The organism is Halomonas sp. KX33721 (genome assembly GCF_001596805.1).
Classification (GTDB): domain Bacteria; phylum Pseudomonadota; class Gammaproteobacteria; order Pseudomonadales; family Halomonadaceae; genus Vreelandella; species Vreelandella aquamarina.
This window is the reverse complement of record NZ_LVIA01000020.1, coordinates 118847-143862: the sequence shown is the minus strand read 5'-3', so window position 1 is coordinate 143862 and position 25016 is coordinate 118847. Positions and strand designations below refer to the sequence as shown.

Below are 25016 nucleotides of genomic sequence, written 5' to 3'. Positions count from 1 at the left end.
GTGCTAACACCGTCACAGCACGCCCTGAGGGTAAGAACCCAATACGCGCAACTCAGCAGCGCGCAGACGCACCTCTTCCAGCACAGCCGCTACACCCGGCTCATCACGGTGGCCTTTGAAATCAATGAAGAACACGTAATTCCATACGCCTGTGCGCGAAGGGCGCGTCTCGATGCGGGTTAAATCGATCTTGTGGCGATGGAATGGCTCCAACAGGTCGTGAAGCGCGCCTGGCTGGTTACGCATGGCTACCACAATGGAAGTTTTGTCTTCGCCTGACATAGGCACATCTTGATTACCAATAATCAAAAAGCGCGTCGAGTTATCCGGACGGTCTTCGATTTTATCGGCAATGCGCTCTAAGCCGTAGAGCTTGGCAGCCATGTCGCCGGCAATCGCCGCGCTGTGCCATTCGGTTTTCACCAATTTAGCCGCTTCAGCGTTGGAGGAAACCGGCACACGCTCAGCATGTGGGTAATGCGCATCCAGCCATTTACGACACTGGCCAAACGACTGGGGGTGCGAGTAGATACGCGAGACTTTGTCTTTGCGCGTTGTTTCGCTAATTAAGAGATGGTGGTGAATGCGTAGTACTACCTCGCCACAAATCTTAATGGAAGAGTCCATAAAGGTATCGAGCGTGTGGTTCACCACCCCTTCAGTGGAGTTTTCCACCGGCACCACGCCATAGTTCACCGCGCCGGCTTCCACTTCGCGGAACACTTCATCGATAGCGGCCATAGGCAGACTTACCGCACTTTCGCCAAAATGCTTGAGCGCCGCTTGCTGGGTGAAAGTGCCTTCCGGCCCTAGGTAGGCCACTTTTACCGGCTGCTCCAGCGCGAGGCAGGCCGACATAATCTCGCGGAACAGACGGGCCATCTCTTCAGCGTCCAGCGGGCCTTTATTCAGCGCCATAATGCGCCGTAACACCTGCGCTTCGCGCTCTGGGCGGTAAAACACGGCATCTTGATCTTGGGCGAGCTTAACGTGCGCCACCTGCTGGGCGCAGCTGGCACGCTCACTGATCAAGCGCAGAATATCGCCATCCAACTGGTCGATACGTTGACGCAAGTCATCTAAATTGATCGGCGTATCGGACATGATGGTTAGCCTCTTCGTTGTTCAAAATCCGCCATAAAGGCGATTAAGGAATCGACCGCCTCTTCTGGAACGGCGTTATATAAACTAGCGCGCATACCACCTACGCTGCGGTGGCCTTTAAGGTTTAGCAGGCCTGCCTCATCGGCTTCTTGTAAAAACGCTTTATCCAAACGCGCATCCGCCAACACAAACGGTACGTTCATACGCGAACGGTTAGGTACGGCGATAGGGTTACTGTAGAAGGCGCTGGCATCAATGGCAGCGTAAAGCTTTTGCGCTTTGCGCTGATTCAGCGCATCCATTGCATCTAAGCCGCCGATGTCATTTTTAAGCCATTGGAAAACCAAGCCCGATAGATACCAGGCATAAGTCGGCGGGGTGTTCACCATAGAGCCCGCTTCTGCCAGCATTTGATAATCAAAAAGTGATGGAATCGTGCTAGGGGCTTTACCTAGCAGATCGTCACGTACGACCACGATGGTTAACCCCGCCGGGCCGATATTTTTCTGCGCGCCAGCGTACACCACACCAAAATCGCTGATATCAATCGGGCCAGAGAGAATATTCGACGACATATCGCACACCAGCGGCACGGCTGCACCATCAGCGCGAGTTATCTGGGGCGTGTAATCAAACTCTAAACCACCAATGGTTTCATTCGAGGTGTAGTGCAGATAGGCCGCGTCATTGGTGATTGATAACGATGCCTCATCAGGCACGGCAGTGTGACCATTAGCCTCGCTGCTGGCAGCCACATGGCAGCTAAAGCCAAGCCGCTTGGCTTCACTTAACGCTTTCTTTCCCCAAATGCCTGTTTGGATAAAGTTAGCGCTACCGCCCTGGCCCAGTAAATTCATCGGCAGCATCGAGAACTGCATGCTTGCGCCGCCCTGCAAGAAAAGCACTTGGTAATTGCTGGGAATCGCTAGCAGTTCACGAAGATCTGCCTCGGCACGTTCTGCAATGGCAATAAACTCATCACTACGATGGCTCATCTCCATCACAGACAAACCACGCCCCTGATAGTCAAGCAATTCGTTACGCGCTCGCTCTAAAACGGCGGTTGGCAGGGCTGCAGGCCCTGCACAAAAGTTATAATGACGTGTCATCGGTTCCCGGTTCCTGTGCGCCATTGTCTGCGTCTGCTGGCTCGCCTGCCTCTAAAACATCGGACTCTTCGGGCTCATCAACGCGAACGGTTTTCACCAGCTTCTCTTCTTTACCCAAGCGAATCAGCATCACACCCTGAGTATTACGCGAAGTCGTTGACACTTCTTCCACGCGAGTACGCACCAGCGTGCCGCGATCGGTAATCAGCATCATTTCGTCGCTGTCATACACCTGCATAGCGGCAACCAATGAGCCATTACGCTCGCTGGTCTGCATCGCAATGACGCCCTGGCCGCCACGGCCGCGCAGCGGAAACTCCTCCAGTCGGGTGCGCTTGCCGTAGCCATTCTCACTGGCCGTCAGAATATAAATCTGGCCTTCGTCCTGGGCTTGCTCCACCGCCTCTGCCTGCGCAGCTACCTCGGCATCGGCTTCGGCATCAATCTGCTGGCTCTTCGGAATAATCAGACTGATAACTTCCGCATCGCCTGCCAAGCGCATACCACGTACGCCGCGAGCGGTACGGCCCATGGCGCGCACATTGCCCTCTTCAAAGCGAATCGCTTTGCCATTCGAGGAGAGCAGCATGACGTGGTCGCTGCCCGATGTAATCGCAGCACCGACCAAGCGGTCACCCTCTTCCAGGTCAATCGCAATCAGGCCAACGCTACGCGGGCGAGAGAACTGCTCAAGGCTGGTACGTTTGACCGTACCATTTGCGGTGGCGAAGAAAATGTAGTGCTCGGGGTCGTAATCACGCACAGGCAGGATGGCGTTGACCGATTCGCCCTCTTCCAGCGGCAGCATGTTCACCAAAGGCTTGCCACGAGAGCCGCGGCTTGCATTGGGCATTTCGTACACTTTCAGCCAATACACCTTGCCACGGTTAGAGAAGAGCAGCACGGTGTCGTGGGTCGAGGCAACCAGCAGATGCTCGATGACGTCCTCGTCCTTCATGGCCGTGGCGGACTTGCCGCGACCACCCCGACGCTGAGCCTGATAATCAGACAGCGGCTGAGTCTTCGCGTAACCAGAGCGGGACACGGTAACCACCATATCCTCTTCTGCGATTAGGTCTTCAATGGAAAGATCCAGGTGGCTGGCTTGGATTTCCGTGCGGCGGTCATCGCCGAACTGATCACGCACCGCGTGCAGCTCTTCACGGATGACTTCCATCAGGCGGTCAGCGGAAGCCAAAATTTCGGTAAACTCGGCGATCTTCTCAAGAATCGAGAGGTACTCATCCAGCAGCTTCTCGGTTTCAAGCCCAGTAAGGCGGTGCAGGCGCAATTCAAGAATGGCCTGCGCTTGAGCGGGGGAAAGCCGATATTCGGTGGCAGAGGGGTTCAGTCCAAATCCTTCATCCAGATCCTCCGGCTTGCAAGAGGTCGCCCCAGCACGTTCCAACATCGCGGTTACCTGACCAGGCTTCCACACTTTCGCCAGCAGCTTTTCACGCGCTTCAGCGGCGTTAGGCGAGGCTTTAATCAGTTCAATGACTTCATCTATGTTCGAAATCGCGACGGCCAAACCTTCAAGCAGATGGCCACGCTCACGCGCTTTCTTGAGTTCATATAGCGTGCGCCGCGTCACCACTTCACGGCGGTGACGAATAAACGCTTCGAGCATCTCTTTGAGGTTCAACGTGCGGGGCTGGCCGTTCTCCAGCGCCACCATGTTGATGCCGAACACGTTCTGCAGCTGCGTCTGGGCGAACAGATTATTGACGACCACTTCGCCGGACTCACCGCGCTTGATCTCAATCACCACGCGCAGGCCATCTTTATCCGACTCATCGCGCAGCTCAGCAATGCCTTCGATTTTCTTCTCTTTAACCAGCTCGGCAATCTTCTCAATCAACCGGGCTTTGTTCACCTGATAAGGCAGCTCAGTGATGATAATGTGATCGCGGCCGGTTTTATCGTCGTGCTCGATGGTGTGGCACGCGCGCACGTAAATACGTCCACGGCCAGTGCGGTAAGCATCGAGAATGCCCGCACGCCCGTTGATGATCCCCCCGGTGGGAAAATCAGGACCGGGGATGTATTGCATCAGATCATCCACCGAGAGCGTGTAGTCGTCGATGAGCGCCAAGCAACCGTCGATCACTTCCCGCATATTGTGCGGCGGGATGTTCGTCGCCATGCCCACCGCGATGCCCGACGACCCGTTGACCAACAGGTTGGGAACTTTCGTAGGCAGCACGTCTGGGATTCGTTCGGTGCCGTCGTAGTTATCGACCCAATCGACCGTGTCTTTTTCGAGATCCGCCAGCAACTCGTGGGCTAGACGCGCCATGCGCACCTCGGTGTAACGCATGGCCGCCGCGTTGTCACCGTCGATGGAGCCAAAGTTACCTTGACCATCGACCAGCACATGACGCATGGAGAAGTGCTGCGCCATGCGTACGATGGTGTCATACACCGCACTATCTCCGTGCGGGTGGTATTTACCGATGACATCGCCGACGACACGCGCCGACTTCTTGTACGGTTTATTCCAGTCATTGCCCAGTTCATGCATGGCAAACAGCACACGCCGGTGAACGGGCTTCAGGCCGTCGCGCACATCAGGTAGCGCGCGGCCGATAATGACACTCATCGCATAGTCGAGGTACGACTGTTTGAGCTCGTCTTCAATATTGACGGGCAAGATTTCTCTGGCGATGTCACCCATGAAAGTCAGATCCTTTGCACTGCATTGGCACTGCGAGAGTTGAAAGCGCTTGAAAATGCCGCCTTTCGTCGTACGAGACTGAGTACATGAAGGCGGCGCGCAGATACCGTGACATCATACCACTGCATGCGCATCAAGGGCAGTCGGTGACACCGCCATTGCCATTTAGGCCGTAAACGCTTCTTTGGGCACGATCAGTCCCCGTAGCACGTCGCGCACCTCACCTTCGATGGCGGCGGCTTTATTGGCCTTCACATCCAGCAGCACGAAGGTGAGGTCGGCCTGGGCGATCAAAGTGCCGTCAGATCGAATGATGCGGTGATGGCAGAGCGCACTTCGCTCACCAACGTCGACGATGCCCGTTAATACCTGCAAATCGTCCCCCTGGACGGCCGCCGCGCGATAGTCGATGTTTAAATTAACCACCACGAATGCCCGCCCAGCGCTGTGAAGCTGCTGGATAAGCCGAGGGTGCTCATCGAAGAATGCCCAGCGCCCCTCCTCCATAAACTCCAGATAACGCGCGTTGTTGACATGACCATAGCCATCTAGGTGGTAACCACGGACCCGCATACTGACGTGGGAAATTAACTCAGACATAGCATCCTCTTGTTCACTGCTTATGGAAATGGGGCAAGGAATCATTAATACCCTGCAAATCAAACACAAGTTTTAAACTCGTGCAACAGCAGGTCGCTGCACCAAGGTGCTGGTAGGAAAGGCCGCGTTTCGACATAATGTGCCACCTTTTTCATAGGATCGGTGACATGTGGTTTAAGCACCTGCATTTATATCGCCTACACGGCGCTCCCGAGCTAGATAGCCAAACTCTGGCCAACGCATTGGATGAGCATGCGGCCAAGCCGCTAGGCAATGCGGATGCTCGCCGCTTAGGCTGGACAGCGCCTGCGGGGCGGCTAGGTGGCGACCAGCGTCTGCATGAAATTCAGGGGCACCGCTTACTCTCTGCCCTACGCCAAGAGCGCCTGCTTCCCGCGTCGGTTGTCAAAGAAGAAGTCGACGAAAAAGTCGCCGATATCGAGGCCAGTGAGGGACGCAAAGTCGCGCGCAAGGAAAAGAGCGCGCTGAAAGAGCAGGTCACCGAAGAACTCATGCCCCGCGCCTTTGTCCGCAGCCAGAAAATTGACTTATGGTGGGACACTAAGCGCCAGCTCATTGGCGTTAATGCTAGTTCCCGCACCCGAGCAGAAGATGTATTGGACCTGCTGCGTGAGACACTCGGCAGCTTAAAAGCTACGCCATTGAGCAGCCAAACACTGCCGATACGCGCCATGACTACTTGGTTAGGCGACCCATCTAGCCGCCCAAGCGACCTACAGCTCGGCGACCAAGTGGAACTCAAGGCAAAAGGCGACGATGGCGTGCTACGCGCACGGCAAGTTGACCTAGACAGCGATGAAATTCAGCAGCTACTTGAGAGCGGACGCCAGGCCAGCAAACTGGCGATCAGCTTGGAAGGCCGCCTAAGCTTTGTGCTGCATGACGATTTAGCGCTGAAGTCGCTGCGCTTTGGCGACGCACTGATTGAAGAAGCCGACCATGCCGACGACGGCGATGATGCGCTAGCCCGCCTGGAAACCGACTTTATTCTGATGGCCCAAGCGCTTTCTGACGATGTTACCCGCCTGCTGGAATGGCTTGGTGGCGAAACTCAGCGGGAACCGACGGCTCAGCAAGATACCTAACGCTCTATATTTTAAGCCGCAGCCACCCGATTATTTTTGCTTATATCCAACGGATCGCATGACTCATCACAATAACGCACCCAACACTGACACCACCAACGACCCATGGGCAGACATTCGCCCCTATATGGATCATGAGGTGGCCGATGTTCTTGAACGGCTCTCTCACGATAGTGAACTGCTTGACGCGCTTACCCGCTTTAGGCTGCCGCGCATGGCCAAATGGGCGCGGCCCGTAGCGCGCGCCCTGGCAGGCCACGCCATTCGCCGTGAAGTAAAGGGTGTTACCAGCGTTCGCGAATTTCAAATGCGCATTGCCAGCTATATGGAGCGCATGATCCGCACCACCACGGATGCCTTTGAGGTCTCGGGATTAGACAAGCTCGACGACAACAGCGCTTATCTATTTATCGGCAATCATCGCGATATCTCGCTAGACCCCGCCTTTGTTAATTACGCGCTTTACCAGGCAGGCCGAGATACGGTACGTATTGCGATTGGCGACAACTTGCTGAAAAAGCCCTATGTAACCGACCTGATGCGGCTGAACAAAAGCTTTATTGTGCCGCGGAGCGCACGCGGAAAGCGGGCCATGTTGGCCGCTTATCAGCAGCTGTCGTCTTACATTCGCCACTCGATTACCGAAGACAATCACTCTATCTGGATGGCCCAGCGCGAAGGTCGTGCTAAAAACGGCATTGACCGTACCGACCCCGCTATTATCAAAATGCTCACGATGGCAAAACGCCATGCAGAGCGAGATATGGTCTTCGGCGATGCCATTGCCGAGCTGAAGCTCGTTCCTGTATCGATTAGCTACGAGTACGATCCCTGCGACTCGCAAAAAGCTCAGGAACTGCATGATATCGCCACCCAGGGTAGCTACGCCAAGAGTGAGTTTGAAGACATCCGCTCAATTGTTTCTGGCATTACCGGCTCTAAAGGCCGCGTTCAGCTAAAATTTGGTACGCCAGTGGGTGCCGACATGGCGACACCTGATGAAGTAGCTGCTGAAATTGACCGCCAGGTGATTGGTGGTTATCGCCTATTTCCCAGCCACTATCTGGCGCTGGAAGCATTGGGCGAATCGCCGGAGCTAGTCGCGCGTAAATCCATTACCCGTCAAGATCGGGAGCGGTTTAAAGCACGGCTAGCAAGCGTTCCAGAAGCACTGCAACCCTATTGGTTAGGGCAGTATGCCAACCCGGTGAAACATAAGGCGGGACGACTCAGCATATAAATGCTTACATGCAGCGGCTTACTTAGTTAAGCGTAATGATCAACGCATGCTCGCAGCTCGAAAAAGTGCTATGGTCAAGGCATTCATTGGTCTCGCTTGGTAGCTTCATCAGGCGCGGTCTTAAGGAGATTCTCTATGTCCGCATCAGAAATTCAAAAAACACGTATTATCAACGAGCTACGCGGCTTTATTCGCAAGCTTCTACAAGACCCTAAAATTCTAGAGCAGTCGCTGGCTATTGCACGCCAGCAACTGATTGAAGGCAGTAGCCCCGCCGTGATGGCACGTATTGCCAATGAGATTTCAGACACCACCAGCGTGCATATTCCTGAAGACCCGGCAGAGCACTCGGAAGCAGACAAGCTATTTTTAGAACTGCTGCGTGAAGTAGTTCAAGAAGAGCAAGCGCTCTACTAGTCTGTCAGGCTGAGCCTCTGGCTATTTGTACGCATTACCATGACATTACCGGCGAAGCACCTCCCCTTCGCCGTCTTTATTTGTACTGCCTAACCGGAATTATCACTCACCATGCCCAATACTGCCCCGCGCAACATTCTGGTGACGAGCGCCCTTCCCTATGCCAATGGCGCTATTCACTTAGGCCACCTGCTTGAGTACATCCAAACGGATATCTGGGTACGCTTCCAAAAGAGCCGTGGCCAGCAGTGTTACTACGTTTGTGCTGACGATGCTCACGGCACCGCGATTATGCTGCGTGCCGAGCAGGAAGGCATTTCCCCTGAAGCACTGATTGAACGCGTTTCCCAAGACCACCAGGAAGATTTCGCCCGCTTTGGCGTGGGGTTCGATAACTACCACTCCACCCACTCGGATGAGAACCGCTACCTCAGCGAGCTGATCTACACCCGCCTACGCGATAAAGGCCATATTGCCACTCGCGATATCGAGCAGATGTTCGACCCGCAGAAAGGTCTGTTTCTAGCCGATCGCTTCATCAAAGGCACCTGCCCAAAGTGCCACGCGGTCGATCAGTACGGCGATAACTGCGAAAAGTGCGGCGCAACCTACACACCTGCGGACCTGATCAATCCAGTTTCCGCCATCTCCGGTGCCACGCCCGAAGTACGCAGCTCCACGCACTACTTCTTCAAACTGCCGGACTTCGCCGACTTCCTGCAGCAGTGGATCAATGATGGCCACGTACAGCCACAAATCCGCAATAAGCTAATGGAGTGGTTTGAGTCTGGCTTTAACGAGTGGGATATTTCCCGCGATGCGCCCTACTTTGGTTTTGAGATTCCCGATGCGCCCGGCAAATACTTCTATGTATGGCTAGACGCCCCCATCGGCTATCTGGCCAGCTTTAAAAACCTCTGCGAGCGCGAAGGTATTGATTTCGATCGCTTCTGGGAAAAAGACTCAGACGCGGAGGTCTACCACTTCATTGGTAAAGACATCGTCTATTTCCACGCGCTGTTCTGGCCTGCCATGCTCCACGGTGCTGATTTGCGCACCCCCACGGCGGTAAACTGCCACGGCTTTTTGACCGTCGATGGTGCGAAGATGTCAAAATCGCGCGGCACCTTCATCAAGGCCGCCACTTACGCTGAACATCTCAACCCCGAGTACCTGCGTTACTACTTTGCCGCCAAGCTCACCTCCAAGGTGGATGATCTTGACCTAAACCTTGAAGACTTCGCTGCCCGAGTGAATTCAGATCTCGTCGGTAAGGTCGTGAACATTGCCAGCCGCTGTGCCGGTTTTGTCAAAAAACTTGGGGGCGGCACCCTCTCTGAGCACTGTGCCGAACCGCAGATGGTTGCCCGCTTTATCGCTGCCGGTGACGATATTGCCGCCGACTTTGAAGCGCGTGAGTTTAGCCGCGCCATTCGCAAGATTATGGAATTGGCCGATGAAGCCAATGCCTATATCGCTGAAAAAGAGCCCTGGGCACTCGCCAAGCAGGATGGTCGCGATCAAGAAGTACTGGAAATCTGCTCGGTGGGCATCAACCTGTTCCGCCAGCTGATGGTGTATCTGGCGCCGGTGGTGCCGAGCATGGCAGAGCAAGCCCGTGAGTTTATAAATATTGACACTCTTGATTGGGAAAGCCGTGGTAATGTGCTGGTCAACCACCCGATCAACAAATTCAAACCGCTGATGACCCGAGTAGAGCGGGACAAAATCGATGCTATGATCGACGCATCAAAAGAGGATCTGGTAGAAGAGCAGAAGCTAAAAAACACCCCGAAAGGCCCGCTAGCAGACGAGCCCATCGCGGATGAAATTAGCTTTGATGAATTTGCCAAGGTTGACCTGCGCATTGCTCGGATTGCCAAAGCACAATATGTCGAAGGTGCTGACAAACTATTACAGCTTACCCTGGATTTGGGTGGCGAAACCCGCAACGTCTTCTCTGGCATTCGTTCTGCGTACTCTCCAGAGGCCCTGGAAGGCCGCCTGACGGTGATGGTTGCCAACTTGGCGCCCCGCAAGATGCGCTTTGGTGTATCCGAAGGCATGGTGCTTGCTTCAGCGAATAAAGAGGGTATTTATCTGCTCTCGCCGGATGCTGGCGCCGAGCCGGGTCAGCGTGTAACGTAGCGCCGCCATTCACGGATGAAAGGGGCAAGGCGAACAGCCTGCCCCTTTTGTTTTTAGGCTACTTCTTCCATTTAGACCCATGACTCACTGTCGGAGCTTCCCAACCGGCGGTTATTCGATCAGCGCTTAACCTTAGCGGTGAGCCAAGCCAGTGCAGACAGTGACTACTGGCCATCATGATGCTGGATATCGATCACTTCAAACTCTACAACGACTATTATGGCCATCAGAAAGGAGACGAGTGCTTACAGCAAGTGGCGACGGCGCTGCATGTCTCTCTACAAGCCCCCTCTAGCCAGCCACCCTATTTCTAAGCAAAATACGCCGTCATGAATGAACTCTTCGTTATTTTGGTCAGCACCGCGCTGGTGAACAATTTTGTATTGGTCCAATTTCTTGGGCTATGCCCGTTTATGGGTGTCTCGAACAAGCTCGAATCAGCGATGGGCATGTCGCTGGCTACCACGTTCGTGTTGACGCTAGCCTCTGCCGCTAGCTACGTGGTTTATCACGGTTTACTGGTGCCCTTTGATATTACCTATCTGCGTACCATTAGCTTTATCGTCGTGATTGCTGCCGTTGTGCAGTTCACTGAAATCATGGTGCGCCAGCTCAGTCCGTTACTGCATCAGGTGCTGGGTATTTTTCTGCCACTAATCACTACCAACTGTGCCGTCCTCGGCGTGGCGCTGCTGTCGCTAAACCGAGAGCTGAGCTTTTTCCATACCACGCTATATGGCCTGGGCGCTGCGTTAGGCTTTTCGCTGGTGCTCGTACTGTTTGCCGCCATGCGCGAGCGCTTGGCCAGCGCAGATGTACCCAAGCCCTTTCGTGGGGCCGCTATCGCCATGATTACCGCCAGCCTCATGTCGTTGGCATTTCTTGGATTTTCCGGACTGGTACAGGGGTAACGGCCATGAGCGATTCCTTTTCATGGTGGGGGGTGCTTAGCGCCGTCGGCGTACTCACCGGCCTGGGCATCACCTTTGGCGCGCTACTCGGCATGGCGAGCGCGCGCTTTAAAGGTGAAGAGAACCCGCTGGTTGAGAAAATTGATGCGCTGCTGCCACAAACCCAATGTGGCCAGTGCGGCTATCCCGGCTGTCGCCCCTACGCTGAAGCGATCAATCAGGGCGACGCCATCAATAAGTGCCCTCCCGGCGGTGAGGCAACTATTCTCGCCCTAGCGGATATGCTCGGCCGTGACCCTGCCCCGCTAGATGGGGAAGCAGCCAGTGAAGATACCGTGGCGTATATCCGTGAAGCCGAGTGTATCGGCTGCACCAAGTGCATTCAGGCGTGCCCGGTAGATGCCATTATTGGCGCGGCCAAACAGATGCATACCGTGATCGAAGACGAGTGCACCGGCTGCGACCTCTGCGCGGCCCCCTGCCCGGTGGACTGCATCGACATGCTGCCCAGACGCAAACCGCTGACACAGTGGGAGCCCATCGTGAGCGACCGCCAGCCATCAAGGAGCGCGCATGCCGGCCTATGAATTCCCCGGAGGCATCTACCCACCCGAACGTAAAGAGCGCTCTAATCAAGCGCCGCTGCGCACCGCGCCGCTGCCAAAGGTGGTCATGCTACCGCTGTCGCAACATACCGGTAAAGCGGCACTGCCCTGCGTCAACGTGGGCGATGCGGTCAAAACAGGCACACTAGTCGCCCGCCGAGATGGCATGGTCTCAGCTAATGTGCACGCCAGTATCAGCGGCACCGTGATCGAGATAACTGACAGCGTGATCATCATTCAAGGCGATGGCGAAGATCGCTGGGCCACGCTACCGCCGCTGGATTGGCGAACCGCAGAGCGCGACACGCTGCTGCAACGGCTAGATGATAGCGGGCTTATTGGGCTAGGGGGGGCGGGCTTTCCGACCTATATCAAAGCTCAAGTCAACGAGCACCATGCCATTGACACGCTGGTGGTCAATGCCGCCGAGTGCGAGCCTTATATTACCGCCGATGACCTCACGCTTCGCCACTATGCAGCGGATGTGCTCGAGGGTGCTCAATTGCTGGCTCGCCTATGCGGAGCCACGCACATCATCGTCGGTGTCGAAGATAACAAGCCTGAGGCTATTCAGGCCCTACAAGCCCTTCTTACGGTCATTGCTGACAGCGAACCGCTCGCGAGCGTGACTCTGAAGATAATCGAAACCCGCTACCCCAGCGGCGGAGAGCGCCAGTTGATTAAAAAGCTGCTGAACCGCGAGGTGCCTAGCGGTGGGCTACCGGCGGATATTGGCGTGCTATGCCACAACCCCGGCACGCTGCTCGCGGCGCTGCAAGCGGTACGCGACGGACTACCGCTGGTCGCAAGGGTCGTTACCCTAACGGGTGATGCCATTACCCAGCCCGGCAACTACTGGGTTCGTGTAGGCACCTCGGTAGACGCGCTGCTGGCGCAGGTTGGCGTGGACGACGAGCAGTTGCATCAAGTGGTGGTCGGCGGGCCGATGATGGGCACGCCGCTTACGTCATTAGAGGCCCCCGTTACCAAAACGACCAACTGCCTGATTGCCGCGACAAAAGAAGAGCTGCCGCCAGCACCCGCGGAAGCCCCCTGCATTCGCTGCGGCGCTTGTGAAAGTGTGTGCCCTGCTCAACTGCTTCCCCAGCAGTTGCACTGGTACGCCCGTGCCGAAAACGATGCCGCCCTTGAAGCCCATCATCTGTTCGACTGCATTGAGTGCGGTGCCTGCAGCTACGTTTGCCCCAGCGCGATTCCTTTGGTGCAGGACTACCGCTCCTCCAAACAGCGTATTCGGCATAAACGCATCGAAACCGCCAAAGCGGAACACGCCAAGCACCGCTTTGAGTTCCGCCAAGCGCGGCTGGTCAGGGAAGAAGCGGAGAAGAAGGCGCGCCGTCAGGCACGGCTCGCCCAGCAGCAGTCCGCTTCCAGCGACGCTACGGGCACTCAAACCGCTCCCGTGGCAGACCTTCGCAGCCTACGCATCGCTCAAACGGCAGCCAAAGCCGCCGTGCGAAAAGCGGAGAAAGTGTTGGCACGGGCCGCCGCTCAAGACCCGCAGCAGCGCCACGACGATTTGGAGACCCAGCTCGCCACTGCCCAAGAAAATCTAAAAGCGGCAGAAGCACGATTGGCCGACGCTCGCGCCGCCAGTGAACAGAAGGAAGCGCCATGAGCATGATGCACGCCCCCCAGCTGGGAAAAGCACCATCAACAGCCCATGTGATGCGCTGGGTCATCGCCGCCACGCTTCCGGGCCTTGCGGTGATGACGCTCTATTTTGGGCTAGGTGTGCTCAGCAACGTACTGATCGCGGCGCTTTGGGCCGTCGCCGCTGAGGCGCTCGTTCTACGCCTGCGCCACCGCCCCATTTGGCCGACGCTCAACGACTCCAGCGCCCTGCTCACTGGCGTGTTGCTAGGCGCCTCGCTGCCACCCGCGAGCCCCTGGTGGCTGATTGGCGTTGGGGTGATCGCCGCCGTCGTCGTCGCGAAGCAGCTCTATGGCGGCTTGGGCCACAATCCTTTCAACCCTGCGATGGTGGGCTATGCACTGCTGCTCGTGTCGTTTCCCACCCATATGACGCTCTGGGCACCGCCCCAATCGCTTTGGCCCGATTCACTATGGCCACAAATCCTGGGGTCCGTCCCCGTGTCCGCGCTGGATGCCTTGAGCGGTGCCACCCCCTTAGATGCCTTCAAACACAAAGGTGACGCCGTGCTCGCCAGCGAGTTCTGGGCATCGTCGCCGCTCCCTGACGGCACGCTGAATGCTTGGCGCAATATCGCGCTGGCATGGCTGGCAGGGGGCGTGGTGTTGATCGCCAAGCGGCTGATCAGCTGGCATATTCCGGTCGCTATGCTGGGCAGTATGATGCTGCTCTCAGCGCTGTTTTATGCCAACGACACCAGCCACTTTGGCTCACCGCTGTTTCATCTTGTCACTGGGGCAACGCTGTTTGGTGCCTTCTTTATTGCCACCGACCCGGTCTCAGCGGCCACCAGTCGTCAGGGGAAGCTGTTATACGGTGCGGGGATTGGCGTGCTGGTCATCCTGATTCGCAATTTAGGCGGCTACCCGGATGCCGTCGCCTTTGCCGTGCTGCTGATGAATCTCTGCGTGCCGCTGCTGGACATAGTCAGCGTGCCACGCCCGGTCGGTCAAGCTACCGCTCGGCCTGATGAGAGGAAGAGCGCGCCATGACCACTCAACACGCTATTCTGCGCGGTGCACTGGCCCTTGGCCTGTTTGCCCTGGTCACAGCCGGCAGCGTCGCCCTCACCCGCGCCGTGACCGCGGAGCGTATTGCCGAGCACCAGCTTGCTTATCAGCATCGTCAGTTGCAGGAGGTGCTGCCCGCTTCACTGGCCTCGGTGCCGATTCAGGCCGTGCTGGAGAGCGCGTTTTCGCTACCCGACCCATTGCCGTTGGGGCACCGCACGCCTCAAGAGGGTTGGCGGGTACAGCAAGGTAGCGAAGCCGCCACCATTCTGCCAGTCGTAACACGCCAAGGGTATAACGGTGACATTCGCTTGCTAGTCGCCATCAACCAAAGCGGGCAACTCACCGGGGTGCGGGTGACTCACCATCAAGAGACGCCGGGGCTTGGCGATGATATCGAGAGGTCACCACGCAGCGCCTGGATCACGTCATTCAATGGCCTAAGCCTTGAGAGCCTGCCCCCAAGCGGCTGGGCCGTGAGCAAAGAGGGCGGCGAATTCGACAGTTTCACCGGTGCGACGATTACCCCACGGGCCGTCATTAACGCCGTTCATGAGGCGCTGCGCTACTATCAGCGCGAACTCGTTCCGCAGGAGCCCGCACCATGAGCCAGTGGACACAGCTTGCCCGAGAAGGGCTTTGGACCAATAACCCGGCGCTGGTGCAGCTACTGGGGCTTTGCCCGCTGCTGGCGGTCAGCGCCACGGTGGTGAATGCGCTAGGCTTAGCGTTGGCCACTCTGCTGGTCTTGGTAGGGGCCAGTACAACAATCTCGCTCATTCGCCACCAAGTGCCTAGCGCCGTGCGGCTCCCCGCGTTTGTGATGGTGATTGCCGCCTTTGTAACCTGCGCTGAGCTGCTCATGGCCGCGTTCGCTTACTCGCTCTATCAAATATTGGGGATTTTCATCCCACTTATCGTGACTAACTGCGCCATTTTGGGCCGGGCGGATGCGTTTGCCTCCCGCCAGCCCGTGCTGCCCGCGGCAATCGATGGGCTGATGATGGGGCTGGGCTTTGGTGCGGTATTAGTGCTGATGGGCGTGATCCGCGAGCTGGTGGGCCAAGGGACGCTGTTTAGCGACATGGCGCTGCTGTTTGGGCCAGTTGCCGCTCACTGGCAGATCACCCTGGTGGCGGACTACCAGTTTCTCTTTTTCATCCTGCCCCCCGGCGCGTTCTTCGTTGCAGGGCTTTTGATCGCGCTGAAAAACGTGCTGGATCAACGGCGCGCCGCCCGCGCTCAGCCCGTCAACGTCGCACCGCGAGCCGAGCGCCGTGTGCGGGTCACCGGCACTATTAAATAAGCACCATTCAATAACCAAGAGAACACGCTATGAATGCTCAAAAGCGTCATGAGATATTTGCGCGCTTCCAGGCGGAAAACCCACACCCCACCACCGAGCTCAACTGGAGCACGCCGTTTGAGCTGTTGGCTGCGGTCCTGCTCTCCGCCCAAGCAACGGATGTAGGCGTGAATAAAGCCACGGCCAAGCTTTATCCGGTCGCGAATACTCCTGAGGCGATCATTGAGCTGGGTATTGATGGCCTAAAGCAGCACATTAAAACCATTGGCCTGTTTAACACCAAGGCAGAGAATTTAATGAAGACCTGCCACCTGCTGGTCAATCAGCACGGCGGCGAGGTTCCCAACACCCGTCAAGCCTTGGAAGCGCTGCCCGGTGTGGGGCGTAAAACCGCCAATGTGATTTTAAACACCGCCTTTGGCCAGCCCACTATCGCGGTGGATACGCATATTTTTCGCGTTTCGAACCGTACCGGTATCGCCAAAGGTAAAGACGTGTTGGAAGTCGAGCAGAAGCTGTTGCGCCACGTTCCCAGCGCCTTTAAACAAGATGCCCACCACTGGCTGATTTTACACGGGCGCTACACCTGCATTGCGCGTAAACCCCGCTGCGGTAGCTGCATCATCGAAGATCTATGCGACTATAAAGAAAAGACCGAGCTTGCCTAACGGCACGCCAACGCCAGGATCACTCTATGCCGAGCAGGTCATTAGTTGCCCCTCCACCAGCAGCTGACGATACGTTTCTCGCCAGCGCGGCCACTGCCATGGCTGAGTATCCAACTGTGCGGGCTGGCTACCGGGGTCTAACAGCCACGCTTTCAAGCGCTGATAGAGCCCCTCTTGTGTACCATCGTAGCGATATTGGGCGGGATAAAGTTCAGGAAAGCAGAGCCTATCCGGTACCAGCGGCGTGGCTCCTCGCTGGGCAGCCTCCATGATCGCCAGCCCCTGAAACTCATGCCAAGTGGTTGATACCACAATACCTCCACCGTTGAGCAGCGCACGGTATTCCGCCTCCGGCTGCGGCCCCCAGCAGATAACATGCTCAGCCAGGCGCACCTGCGCATCGGCAAATATCGGTGGCACGTCGCGAAACTGCTGGCCAAGCACCGCTAACTCAAAGGGCACCTGCTGCTCGCTTAGCTTGAACAGCACCGCGAAGAAGTCCTCCGGGTTTTTGTCATACTCCCAACGGTGATTCCAAATCAGCCGCTGCGGGTTTGAGTTACCAGCGGCGGCACAGTTAGCAGGCGCGATGGGCACGGGCACCACGCGAGCGCTTTGGCGTAGCCGTTCTAGCGGTTTAGCAGCGGGCAAGTTTTCCGGCATTTTCTTTAAAAAACGCCGCGCACCATCAAAAAAAGAGTCCCGGTTATAGGCCGTGTTGAACACCAGCACATCTGCCGCCAGTGCCGCATACAAGTTGACCATTTTGGCTTCTACCTGGGGCATCTGCTCGCTGGATTCGGGGTAGGCAAACTGATTTTCGTGAAAATAGACGATCTTTCTTGCTCGCCCCAGATGGGGAAACAGCCCCACTAAGGTGGCGATATCTACCATAGACGTTGCCAGCACTACATCGTAGGGCTGATTTAGCCGCTCGTACTCTTTTAACCACCAGCTCAACGGGTTGCCACGAATGCGCCAGGAGAAGTAGCGAGGAGGCAAGCTTAGCAGCGTCCAGTCTACCTCGTTCACTTCAGCCATTAAGCTGTTAGCCCAATAACGGTGGCTAACCGCTTCATAAGCCGATAACAATAAAACGCGCATCATCCTGTCTACCGGTGAAAGGTTCTCTTTATACACAGCATTCGGCCAAGGTCGTCTTGGCCGAATGCTGTACGCTACATACACTTAAACCATCGCAGCAGTCGCACTGCTCATCTAACGCCGCTGAGGAAACCGTAATGGCCAACGTATTAGTGGTCGATGATGAACCCAATATCCTACTCTCCCTTGAGTACCTCATGTCCCATGCCGGGCTGACGGTAACGACAGCGCCCGATGGCGAAACCGCGCTGCTGAGAATTGCCGATGCATCCCCTGACCTACTGCTGCTAGACATCAACTTGCCGGGCATCAGTGGCTTTGAAGTGCTGGAGCAGCTGCGCCGCTCTGAATCCGAATGGCATTTACCGGTGATTATGTTAACGGCTCATGGCCGTGAAGTAGAGCGGGAAAAAGGCTTTGCGCTGGGCGCGGATGACTACGTCACCAAGCCTTTCTCTACCCAACAGCTTGTAGAGAAGGTCAAAGCCCTATTAGCCGAGCGTGCACCATGACACGCAAGGGCCTTCCTAAACGCCAACGCTTGGTCGGCGTGTGGCTGCTGCTAAGCGGCGTTAGCCTAGTGGGGGGAGCGCTCTTTGCCGCTTGGTTAGATAGCCAGCTGGCACTTTCAGGCGTGGCGCGTGCGGCTCTATGGCTAGGCAGTTTTTCAGGCGGCATCACGCTTTTTTTAATGGGCCTGCTGCTGGAGCGCATGCTTTTTACGCCCCTTCGCCATCTTCAAGCGCAGCTGGCGCGTTGGGTAGCCAATCCAGATGCCCCAGACGAACACACTGTAGAGGGCTGGTTAAAAGGGCTTGGCCCAGACCTTCGCCGCGTCAGTCATAGCTGGCGCGCCGACCGCTCACGACTCGCCACCGCCCATGCAGAAGGAGCGCGTAGCGCATCGCGTATACGCCAAGAGCTTGAAATGCTGCTACAGGTGCTTGAAACACCGCTGTTACTTTGCGACCGGCACCGGCGGGTAATGCTGTTTAATCAGGCTGCCGAAAACTTCTTTGCGGGTAATACCGGTCTGGGGCTTGGTAAACGCCTGGATGCCCTGCTGCCAACAGCTACCCTCGCCAACGCCATGGCACAACTGCCCGACGATGGCTCGCCTCGGGAAATGCTCGCTCCCAGTGACCAGCGCTGGCTAAAGGTTGTCATTCGCCGGGTCCCCGGCAGTGAACGCGAAACGCTGGTAACCTGTAGCGATGCGACCACCACCTGGAATAATGAAATGGGCGTGCGGGCCGAACTTAATCATCTATTGCCGCCACTTCGCCAGCACTCCGCCAGCTTAAGCAGCGCCGCTGATGCGCTACGTCAAATCCCCCCCTCAGAAACGTCGCTTGAGCTACGAGCACGTTTAGAGCAAGTAGTGCACGATGAGAGCCAAGCATTAAACAAGCACGTCGCGGAGATTGGCTCGCTGCTGGACGATCTTCAGTACCACGGCGAACGCTTAAGACCCATTTGGTCCAACGATTTTTGGCAATCGCTGGATGAGCGCCTTGACCCGGCCCACCGCTTAATCACCCCTATCGGCGTGCCCGCTTGGTTTAAAGGCGATGCGCCAGCACTCATTGAACTGTTTGACTCGTTGGTAGACCACCTACGCTGCCACTTGCCCAGCAGCGGTTTTGAAGGTGAGATTACGCTCAACCCAAAACGCGCTTACGTTGACTTGATTTGGCAAGGCTCACCCGTCCCCGAAGGCGAGCTCACCATTTGGCGCGAGCACCCGCTGACTACGCTACCGCTTAGCCCCTCAGTCGCGGATATTCTGCGCCAGCACGCCACCGATATCTGGAGTGTTGCCGATGCGGATAAACGCCACGCACGACTGAGACTGCCAGCTACCAACGATTGCACAAACCCAAGCGCCTCGTGAGCTTGCACCTCCGCGGCCGGAATTCCATGACTTTGGCATCGCACAGCTGCCTGCGCCTGACGAGGCTCTGGCTAGCAGAGCTCTACGCTGCCTGGATATCGTGGCGTTTGATACGGAGACTACTGGCCTTGAGCTGCGCCGAGGAGACACGGTGATTAGCCTGGGCGCCTGCCGGATCGTCAATGGCCGTTTACTGGCGAATGATGCGTTTGATCATTTCGTGGACCCGAAGCGCGCCATTCCTGCTGCCAGTACGGTGATTCACGGCATTACCGATGCGGATGTCGCAGGCGCTGCCCCTCTTGAAACGGTGCTTGGCCTGTTTCGAGACTACATTGGCGAGGCCGTACTGCTCGCCCATAATGCGGCTTTCGATATGCTGGCCATTAGCAACCGTGGCGTTGACTTTACGATGCCTGTTTTAGACACACTGCTGATTTCAAAAGCGCTCGATGAAGCATTGGATGGTCACGATTTAGACACCCTTGCCAAGCGCTATGACCTCCACTTTCCACCGGGCACTCGCCACACGGCGTTAGGTGATGCCCGCGTTACCGCAGAGCTATGGCTAGCACTGCTGCCACGGCTCGAGGCCCGAGGCATTGATACGCTGGAAGAGCTGCTTGTCCTGCAGGCAAATGCCTTTGATAAAGAGGATGCCAGCGCACCATGAACCCCTTCAGCGCTCCTTCCCGCAGGCGTGAACGGCTCATCGCGCTGGCCCTGCTAGCACTATTTATGTTTTGCCCGCCGATGCTGCTTATTGTTGATCGTTTACCGGGCCTGCTAGGTTGGCTACCGCTCTACCTATTTGCCGTTTGGGGAGCGCTCATTGGATTCACCGCTTGGCTGGTTGAGCCCCCCAAGGAACCATGACCATGCGCGGCGATTGGGTAGTGATTGGTACCGCCTTTTGCTATTTGGCCCTGCTCTTTATGGTCGCCGCCTGGGGAGACCGGCGCGCCGAACAGGGCCGCTCGCTGATTGGCTCGCCTACGGTCTATGCCCTCTCTATCGCGGTTTACTGTACTGCCTGGACGTTTTACGGCAGCGTTGGCCGCGCAGCACAGTATGGCCCTAGCTTCCTACTGATTTACCTGGGGCCGACACTGGCGATGCTGTTAGCCCCTTTTACACTACGCAAAATGGTGCGCATTGCCGCACAGCAGCGCATTACCTCGATTGCCGACTTTATCAGCGCCCGCTACGGCAAAAGCTCCCGTTTAGGGGCACTCGTGGCCATCATGGCGCTCATCACCATCACCCCTTATATCGCGCTTCAGCTAAAAGCTATCACGGTGAGTCATGCGGTGCTGATGAACTACCCACTGGGTGCCGATATCACGCTAGAGAACGAACGCTTCTGGATGGACCGCTCTTTTTGGATAGCGATGGTGCTGGCGGTGTTTATTATTCTTTTTGGCACCCGTCACTTAGATGCCAGCGAGCGCCACGAAGGGATGGTGGCTGCCATTGCCGTAGAGTCCCTGGTGAAACTGATCGCCTTTCTGGCAGTAGGCGTATTTGTCACGTTCATCATGTTTGCAGGGCCAGGCGCCCTCTTGGCCGAAGTCGCTGCTACACCAGCATTAATCAATAGCATGCGCCTAGAAAACGTACCTGGCGGCGCAACGGGCTGGGTGGGTATGCTGCTGCTGGCATTTCTGGCCTTCTTTACACTACCCCGGCAGTTCCAGGTTCTCGTGGTGGAGAATGTCGACGAGCAGCACCTCCATCGCGCCAGCTGGCTATTCCCGCTCTATTTGCTGTTGATTAACCTGTTTGTCATCCCGATTGCCTTAGCCGGGCTGCTACTTGGCGAGGGCGATCCCGATAGCTTCGTGCTCACGCTGCCCCTCTCTGCGGGGCTAGAAGGTTTGCCGCTGTTAGTCTTTATCGGTGGTCTTTCAGCCGCCACCGGCATGGTCATTGTTGAGACGATTGCCCTCTCTACCATGGTCAGCAATCAGCTCATTATGCCTCTGCTGCTGAAAGTAAAGCACCTTTATATTGAGCGCCATGGCCGGCTTGCCGACTGGCTACTCAACATTCGGCGCATCGCCATTTTGCTGATTCTACTCATGGGCTATCTCTACCATGCGCTGATCGGCGATAGCTACAGCCTGGTAACCATCGGACTGGTCTCTTTTGCGGGAGTGGCCCAGTTTGCCCCTGCACTGCTCATCGGGCTTTACTGGCGCGGGGCAACGCGCCAGGGGGCAACGTTAGGGCTGCTCGCTGGATTTTTTATCTGGTTCTATACGCTGCTGCTGCCGGGGTTTGCACAGTCGGGCTGGCTGAAAGAGACGTTAATTACCCAGGGCCCTTGGGAAATCAGTTGGCTATCACCTTACGCGCTGCTGGGGCTAACCGGATGGGATATTTATACGCATTCACTGTTTTGGAGCATGCTAGTTAATGTTAGTTTGCTGATTGGCGTATCATTATTCACTCGCCCTACACCACTAGAGCAGACTCAGGCCGCACTATTTACCGAGGCAATGCACCCCAATCTGCAAACCACTTCACTCTGGCAAGGTGAAACCACCGAAGGCGCACTCCATGCACTGTTAATTCGGTATTTGGGAAGTATGGCAACTCAGCGTGTCTTTGCATCCCAAACGGCACAACCTGATACCGAGACCGATGCTTATCAGCGGCCAGCGTCTAAGGCACTAATCACTCGTGCTGAACAGGCATTGGCTGGCTCCCTGGGTAGCGCATCCGCCAGCGTATTAATCAACTCGGTCTTACGTGGTGAAGCAGTAGATGTAGAGTCAGTGCTCACTATTTTAGACACCACCTCCCAGGCCTTAGAGTACAACCGCCAATTAGAGCAAAAGTCCCAGGAACTAGCTCGTGTCGGTGAAGAGCTACGCAGCGCTAACGAACGGCTACGTGAGCTTGATCGCATGAAAGATGAGTTTGTCGCTATGATCAGTCATGAACTTCGCACGCCACTAACATCTATACGATCATTTGCAGAAATTTTACGCGATACACCCGATATCGCGGCCGATAAACGACAACACTTTCTCAGCATTATGGTACTGGAAAGCCAGCGCCTTTCCCGACTTATTGAGGAGATCTTGGATTTAGCGCGACTTGAAAGCGGCCGATTAACCATGAAACCAGTGGCGGTTGACTTAACCAAGCTAGCCAAACAGAGCAGCGATGCCATTTTCCGCTTACATGACGAACAGAGTGTCGAATTTGAGTTCTTTGCGGAAGCGTCACCTGCCATAGTCACTGCCGACCCGGACCGTCTTGAACAGGTGATTATTAATTTACTGGAGAATGCACGGAAATTTGCTGCTCCCCGGCACCCAAACATTAAGTTATCGGTTTATCCGGTTGATAATACCTTTCAACTAAGCGTCGAGGATAACGGCCCAGGCATTCCCCCGTCAGAGCGTGAAAACGTCTTTGAAAAGTTTTATCAACTCCAGCTGAGAGAGCACACTACGGAAAAAGGCCGACCCAAAGGCAGCGGTTTAGGCTTGCCCATTAGCCGCGCTATAATTCACCACCTGGGTGGCAAACTATGGGCTACCGAATCCCCATTAGGTGGCACCAAAATGGTATTGGAACTTCCGAAAGCCTCTTTTATGTAAACAATGAGGTGCGCGCCCTAATGGACGCCCATAATTAGCTAGCCGTGCTGCTATCGCGGCGGGGGTCGGGCTCGAACATGGCATCCCCCACTTCATCGATATAGCGCTGCGCTTTTGACACCATTAGCGCATCACAAGCCTCACGACCCGGCACCATATCAGAACGCTCAAACCGGTGCTCTTGCGCGCCACCTTGGCTATCGGGTTTGCGTATCCAGCCGCTCACGCGGTATTGGCCGCTTTGGTTATCAGGCTGGGAGATAATTAAATACTCTTTATACTCCACCGATTCAGCCGCTTTGGTGCCAACACTCGCGTCACTACTGCCTTGCGATCCAAATAAGCCTGAAAGCAACTTCTTAAACATAACGGCTCCTGTTACGCAGTGGCCAGCCCTGAGGCTGGCCACGAACGTTAGCTCTGCTGACGACCTTTGCCCGCGGCAATACGAAGACGCAGCGCATTCAGCTTGATAAAGCCTTCGGCATCTTTCTGATTGTAAGCGCCCGCATCGTCTTCAAACGTTGCGATAGACTCATCAAACAGCGACTGCTCAGATTTACGACCGACTACCGTAGCGTTACCTTTGTAGAGCTTCATGCGTACAACACCCGAGACATTTTTCTGCGTCTCGTCAATAGCAGCTTGCAGCATGCGGCGCTCAGGGCTCCACCAGTAGCCGTTGTAGATCACTTCGGCGTACTTGGGCATCAGCTGATCTTTCAGGTGAGCCTCTTCACGGTCTAACGTCAGTGACTCGATCGCGCGGTGAGCGCGCAGCATGATCGTGCCTCCCGGCGTTTCATAGCAGCCACGCGACTTCATGCCCACATAGCGGTTCTCAACGATATCCAGGCGGCCAATGCCGTTATCGCCACCCAGCTTGTTGAGTTTCTCCAGCACTTCATGTGCCTTCAGCGCTTCGCCGTCAATCGCAACGATGTCGCCTTTCTCGTACGTCAGCTCAACGTAAGTCGGCTGCTCTGGCGCGGCTTCAGGAGAAACGCTCCAACGCCACATGTCTTCTTCGGCTTCGGCCCAAGGATCTTCCAGAATGCCGCCTTCGTAGGAGATGTGCAGCAGGTTAGCATCCATGGAGTAGGGAGATTTCTTCTTCTTGTTGGAGAAATCCACCGGAATATTGTGCTCTTCACAGTAAGCCATCAGCTTTTCGCGGGAAGTAAGATCCCACTCGCGCCATGGCGCGATGACTTTACGCCCGGCTTAAGCGCGTAGCGCCCAGCTCAAAACGCACCTGGTCGTTACCTTTACCCGTTGCGCCGTGAGAAATGGCGTCTGCGCCGGTCTCGTTGGCAATTTCGATTAAGCGCTTGGCGATCAGCGGGCGAGCAATAGAGGTGCCCAGCAGGTACTCACCTTCATAAATAGTGTTCGCACGGAACATCGGGAAGACGTAGTCGCGTACGAACTCTTCGCGCAGGTCTTCGATGTAAATCTCTTTTACGCCTAGCGCTTGCGCTTTGGCACGAGCAGGCTCGACTTCTTCACCTTGACCGATGTCGGCAGTAAAGGTCACTACCTCGCAGTTGTAGGTCTCTTGCAACCACTTAACGATTACGGATGTGTCCAGGCCGCCTGAATATGCCAGCACAACCTTTTTGACATCGGACATTCTTTGCTCCTTGTAAAAAGCAGTTCACTAGAAAGGGTAGCGCCCTTAAGCCAGCGCTACCTGTTTATTCAAACCGTCAGTATAGCGTTCTCAATGCTCAGCGAATACCGTCAACGACGCCTTAGGGGTAAAGCTGCTAGAATCACCCAACCATAGCGGCAAACACTCGCCGCTGATTCTGACCGACTACTCGCT

General features: G+C 56.0%; 21 protein-coding genes and 2 pseudogenes. 16 read left to right on the top strand and 7 right to left on the bottom strand.

Annotation, left to right across the window (positions count from 1 at the left end; genetic code table 11):
* Positions 1 to 12: 12 nt before the first annotated feature.
* The 4 genes from pheA to A3220_RS08675 form a co-directional block, all read right to left on the bottom strand.
* Complete coding sequence (pheA, locus tag A3220_RS08690) at positions 13 to 1104, bottom strand: prephenate dehydratase (protein ID WP_062374423.1); 1092 nt, start codon at positions 1102 to 1104, stop codon at positions 13 to 15.
* Positions 1105 to 1109: 5 nt separating this feature from the next.
* Positions 1110 to 2213: a 3-phosphoserine/phosphohydroxythreonine transaminase gene (serC, locus tag A3220_RS08685; RefSeq protein WP_044627970.1), complete on the bottom strand. Its 1104-nt coding sequence runs from the start codon at positions 2211 to 2213 to the stop codon at positions 1110 to 1112.
* Positions 2197 to 4890 carry a DNA gyrase subunit A gene (gene gyrA / locus A3220_RS08680; RefSeq protein ID WP_062374422.1) on the bottom strand — a complete coding sequence of 898 codons (2694 nt, stop codon included), beginning with the start codon at positions 4888 to 4890 and terminating at the stop codon, positions 2197 to 2199. The genes serC and gyrA overlap by 17 nt, the downstream gene beginning before the upstream one ends.
* Positions 4891 to 5055: 165 nt before the next feature.
* Entirely contained in the window at positions 5056 to 5490 is a 435-nt protein-coding gene (locus tag A3220_RS08675) for a thioesterase family protein (protein ID WP_062374419.1), read from the bottom strand.
* Positions 5491 to 5657: 167 nt separating this feature from the next.
* Between A3220_RS08675 and A3220_RS08670 the strand changes: the two genes are divergently transcribed.
* The 12 genes from A3220_RS08670 (at position 5658) to nth (ending at position 16576) form a co-directional block, all read left to right on the top strand.
* The gene (locus A3220_RS08670) at positions 5658 to 6596 is read left to right on the top strand and encodes a recombination-associated protein RdgC (RefSeq protein ID WP_062374417.1); all 939 of its coding nucleotides are present in this window, start codon (positions 5658 to 5660) and stop codon (positions 6594 to 6596) included.
* A gap of 58 nt (positions 6597 to 6654) precedes the next feature.
* The gene (locus A3220_RS08665; RefSeq protein ID WP_058577732.1) at positions 6655 to 7836 is read left to right on the top strand and encodes a 1-acyl-sn-glycerol-3-phosphate acyltransferase; all 1182 of its coding nucleotides are present in this window, start codon (positions 6655 to 6657) and stop codon (positions 7834 to 7836) included.
* 135 nt (positions 7837 to 7971) lie between these two features.
* The gene (locus A3220_RS08660) at positions 7972 to 8253 is read left to right on the top strand and encodes a hypothetical protein (protein ID WP_044627975.1); all 282 of its coding nucleotides are present in this window, start codon (positions 7972 to 7974) and stop codon (positions 8251 to 8253) included.
* A 111-nt stretch (positions 8254 to 8364) separates the two neighbouring features.
* On the top strand, positions 8365 to 10401 hold the full coding sequence (gene metG, locus A3220_RS08655; RefSeq protein ID WP_062374415.1) for a methionine--tRNA ligase: 2037 nt from the start codon (positions 8365 to 8367) through the stop codon (positions 10399 to 10401).
* 176 nt (positions 10402 to 10577) lie between these two features.
* Positions 10578 to 10715, top strand: a complete 138-nt coding sequence (locus tag A3220_RS18295) for a diguanylate cyclase (RefSeq protein ID WP_089675681.1) — start codon at positions 10578 to 10580, stop codon at positions 10713 to 10715.
* Between the two features lie 15 nt (positions 10716 to 10730).
* Positions 10731 to 11312, top strand: coding sequence for an electron transport complex subunit RsxA (gene rsxA / locus A3220_RS08650; RefSeq protein WP_044627977.1), 582 nt, complete (start codon positions 10731 to 10733; stop codon positions 11310 to 11312).
* 5 nt (positions 11313 to 11317) lie between these two features.
* Positions 11318 to 11899 carry an electron transport complex subunit RsxB gene (rsxB, locus tag A3220_RS08645; protein ID WP_058577735.1) on the top strand — a complete coding sequence of 194 codons (582 nt, stop codon included), beginning with the start codon at positions 11318 to 11320 and terminating at the stop codon, positions 11897 to 11899.
* Positions 11886 to 13556, top strand: a complete 1671-nt coding sequence (rsxC, locus tag A3220_RS08640) for an electron transport complex subunit RsxC (RefSeq protein WP_058577736.1) — start codon at positions 11886 to 11888, stop codon at positions 13554 to 13556. Before rsxB ends, rsxC begins: the two co-directional genes overlap by 14 nt.
* Positions 13553 to 14584, top strand: a complete 1032-nt coding sequence (locus A3220_RS08635) for an RnfABCDGE type electron transport complex subunit D (RefSeq protein WP_062374412.1) — start codon at positions 13553 to 13555, stop codon at positions 14582 to 14584. Before rsxC ends, A3220_RS08635 begins: the two co-directional genes overlap by 4 nt.
* Positions 14581 to 15210, top strand: coding sequence for an RnfABCDGE type electron transport complex subunit G (locus tag A3220_RS08630; protein ID WP_062374410.1), 630 nt, complete (start codon positions 14581 to 14583; stop codon positions 15208 to 15210). Before A3220_RS08635 ends, A3220_RS08630 begins: the two co-directional genes overlap by 4 nt.
* Positions 15207 to 15908 (top strand): electron transport complex subunit E, encoded by a 702-nt coding sequence (locus A3220_RS08625; protein WP_062374408.1) that lies wholly within the window; start codon positions 15207 to 15209, stop codon positions 15906 to 15908. The genes A3220_RS08630 and A3220_RS08625 overlap by 4 nt, the downstream gene beginning before the upstream one ends.
* A 29-nt stretch (positions 15909 to 15937) precedes the next feature.
* Positions 15938 to 16576, top strand: coding sequence for an endonuclease III (gene nth, locus A3220_RS08620; protein ID WP_044627983.1), 639 nt, complete (start codon positions 15938 to 15940; stop codon positions 16574 to 16576).
* Between the two features lie 24 nt (positions 16577 to 16600).
* On the opposite strand, the gene A3220_RS08615 is transcribed toward nth, so the two are convergent.
* Positions 16601 to 17680, bottom strand: coding sequence for a DUF3524 domain-containing protein (locus A3220_RS08615; RefSeq protein ID WP_062374481.1), 1080 nt, complete (start codon positions 17678 to 17680; stop codon positions 16601 to 16603).
* Between the two features lie 137 nt (positions 17681 to 17817).
* Here A3220_RS08615 and A3220_RS08610 point away from each other — a divergent pair, with 137 nt between their 5' ends.
* The 4 genes and pseudogenes from A3220_RS08610 (at position 17818) to A3220_RS08595 (ending at position 23188) form a co-directional block, all read left to right on the top strand.
* On the top strand, positions 17818 to 18192 hold the full coding sequence (locus A3220_RS08610; RefSeq protein ID WP_054641186.1) for a response regulator: 375 nt from the start codon (positions 17818 to 17820) through the stop codon (positions 18190 to 18192).
* Positions 18189 to 20247 (top strand): annotated as a pseudogene (locus tag A3220_RS08605) (3'-5' exonuclease). The gene A3220_RS08610 and the pseudogene A3220_RS08605 overlap by 4 nt, the downstream one beginning before the upstream one ends.
* The gene (locus tag A3220_RS08600) at positions 20244 to 20450 is read left to right on the top strand and encodes a hypothetical protein (RefSeq protein WP_054641187.1); all 207 of its coding nucleotides are present in this window, start codon (positions 20244 to 20246) and stop codon (positions 20448 to 20450) included. Before A3220_RS08605 ends, A3220_RS08600 begins: the two are co-directional and overlap by 4 nt.
* 2 nt (positions 20451 to 20452) lie before the next feature.
* Complete coding sequence (locus A3220_RS08595) at positions 20453 to 23188, top strand: sensor histidine kinase (RefSeq protein WP_062374406.1); 2736 nt, start codon at positions 20453 to 20455, stop codon at positions 23186 to 23188.
* Positions 23189 to 23222: 34 nt separating this feature from the next.
* Here the strand turns inward: A3220_RS08595 and A3220_RS08590 are convergent, their stop codons facing one another.
* Positions 23223 to 23555 (bottom strand): HlyU family transcriptional regulator, encoded by a 333-nt coding sequence (locus tag A3220_RS08590; RefSeq protein WP_062374404.1) that lies wholly within the window; start codon positions 23553 to 23555, stop codon positions 23223 to 23225.
* Between the two features lie 47 nt (positions 23556 to 23602).
* A pseudogene (locus A3220_RS08585) lies at positions 23603 to 24821 on the bottom strand (argininosuccinate synthase).
* Positions 24822 to 25016: the final 195 nt, after the last annotated feature.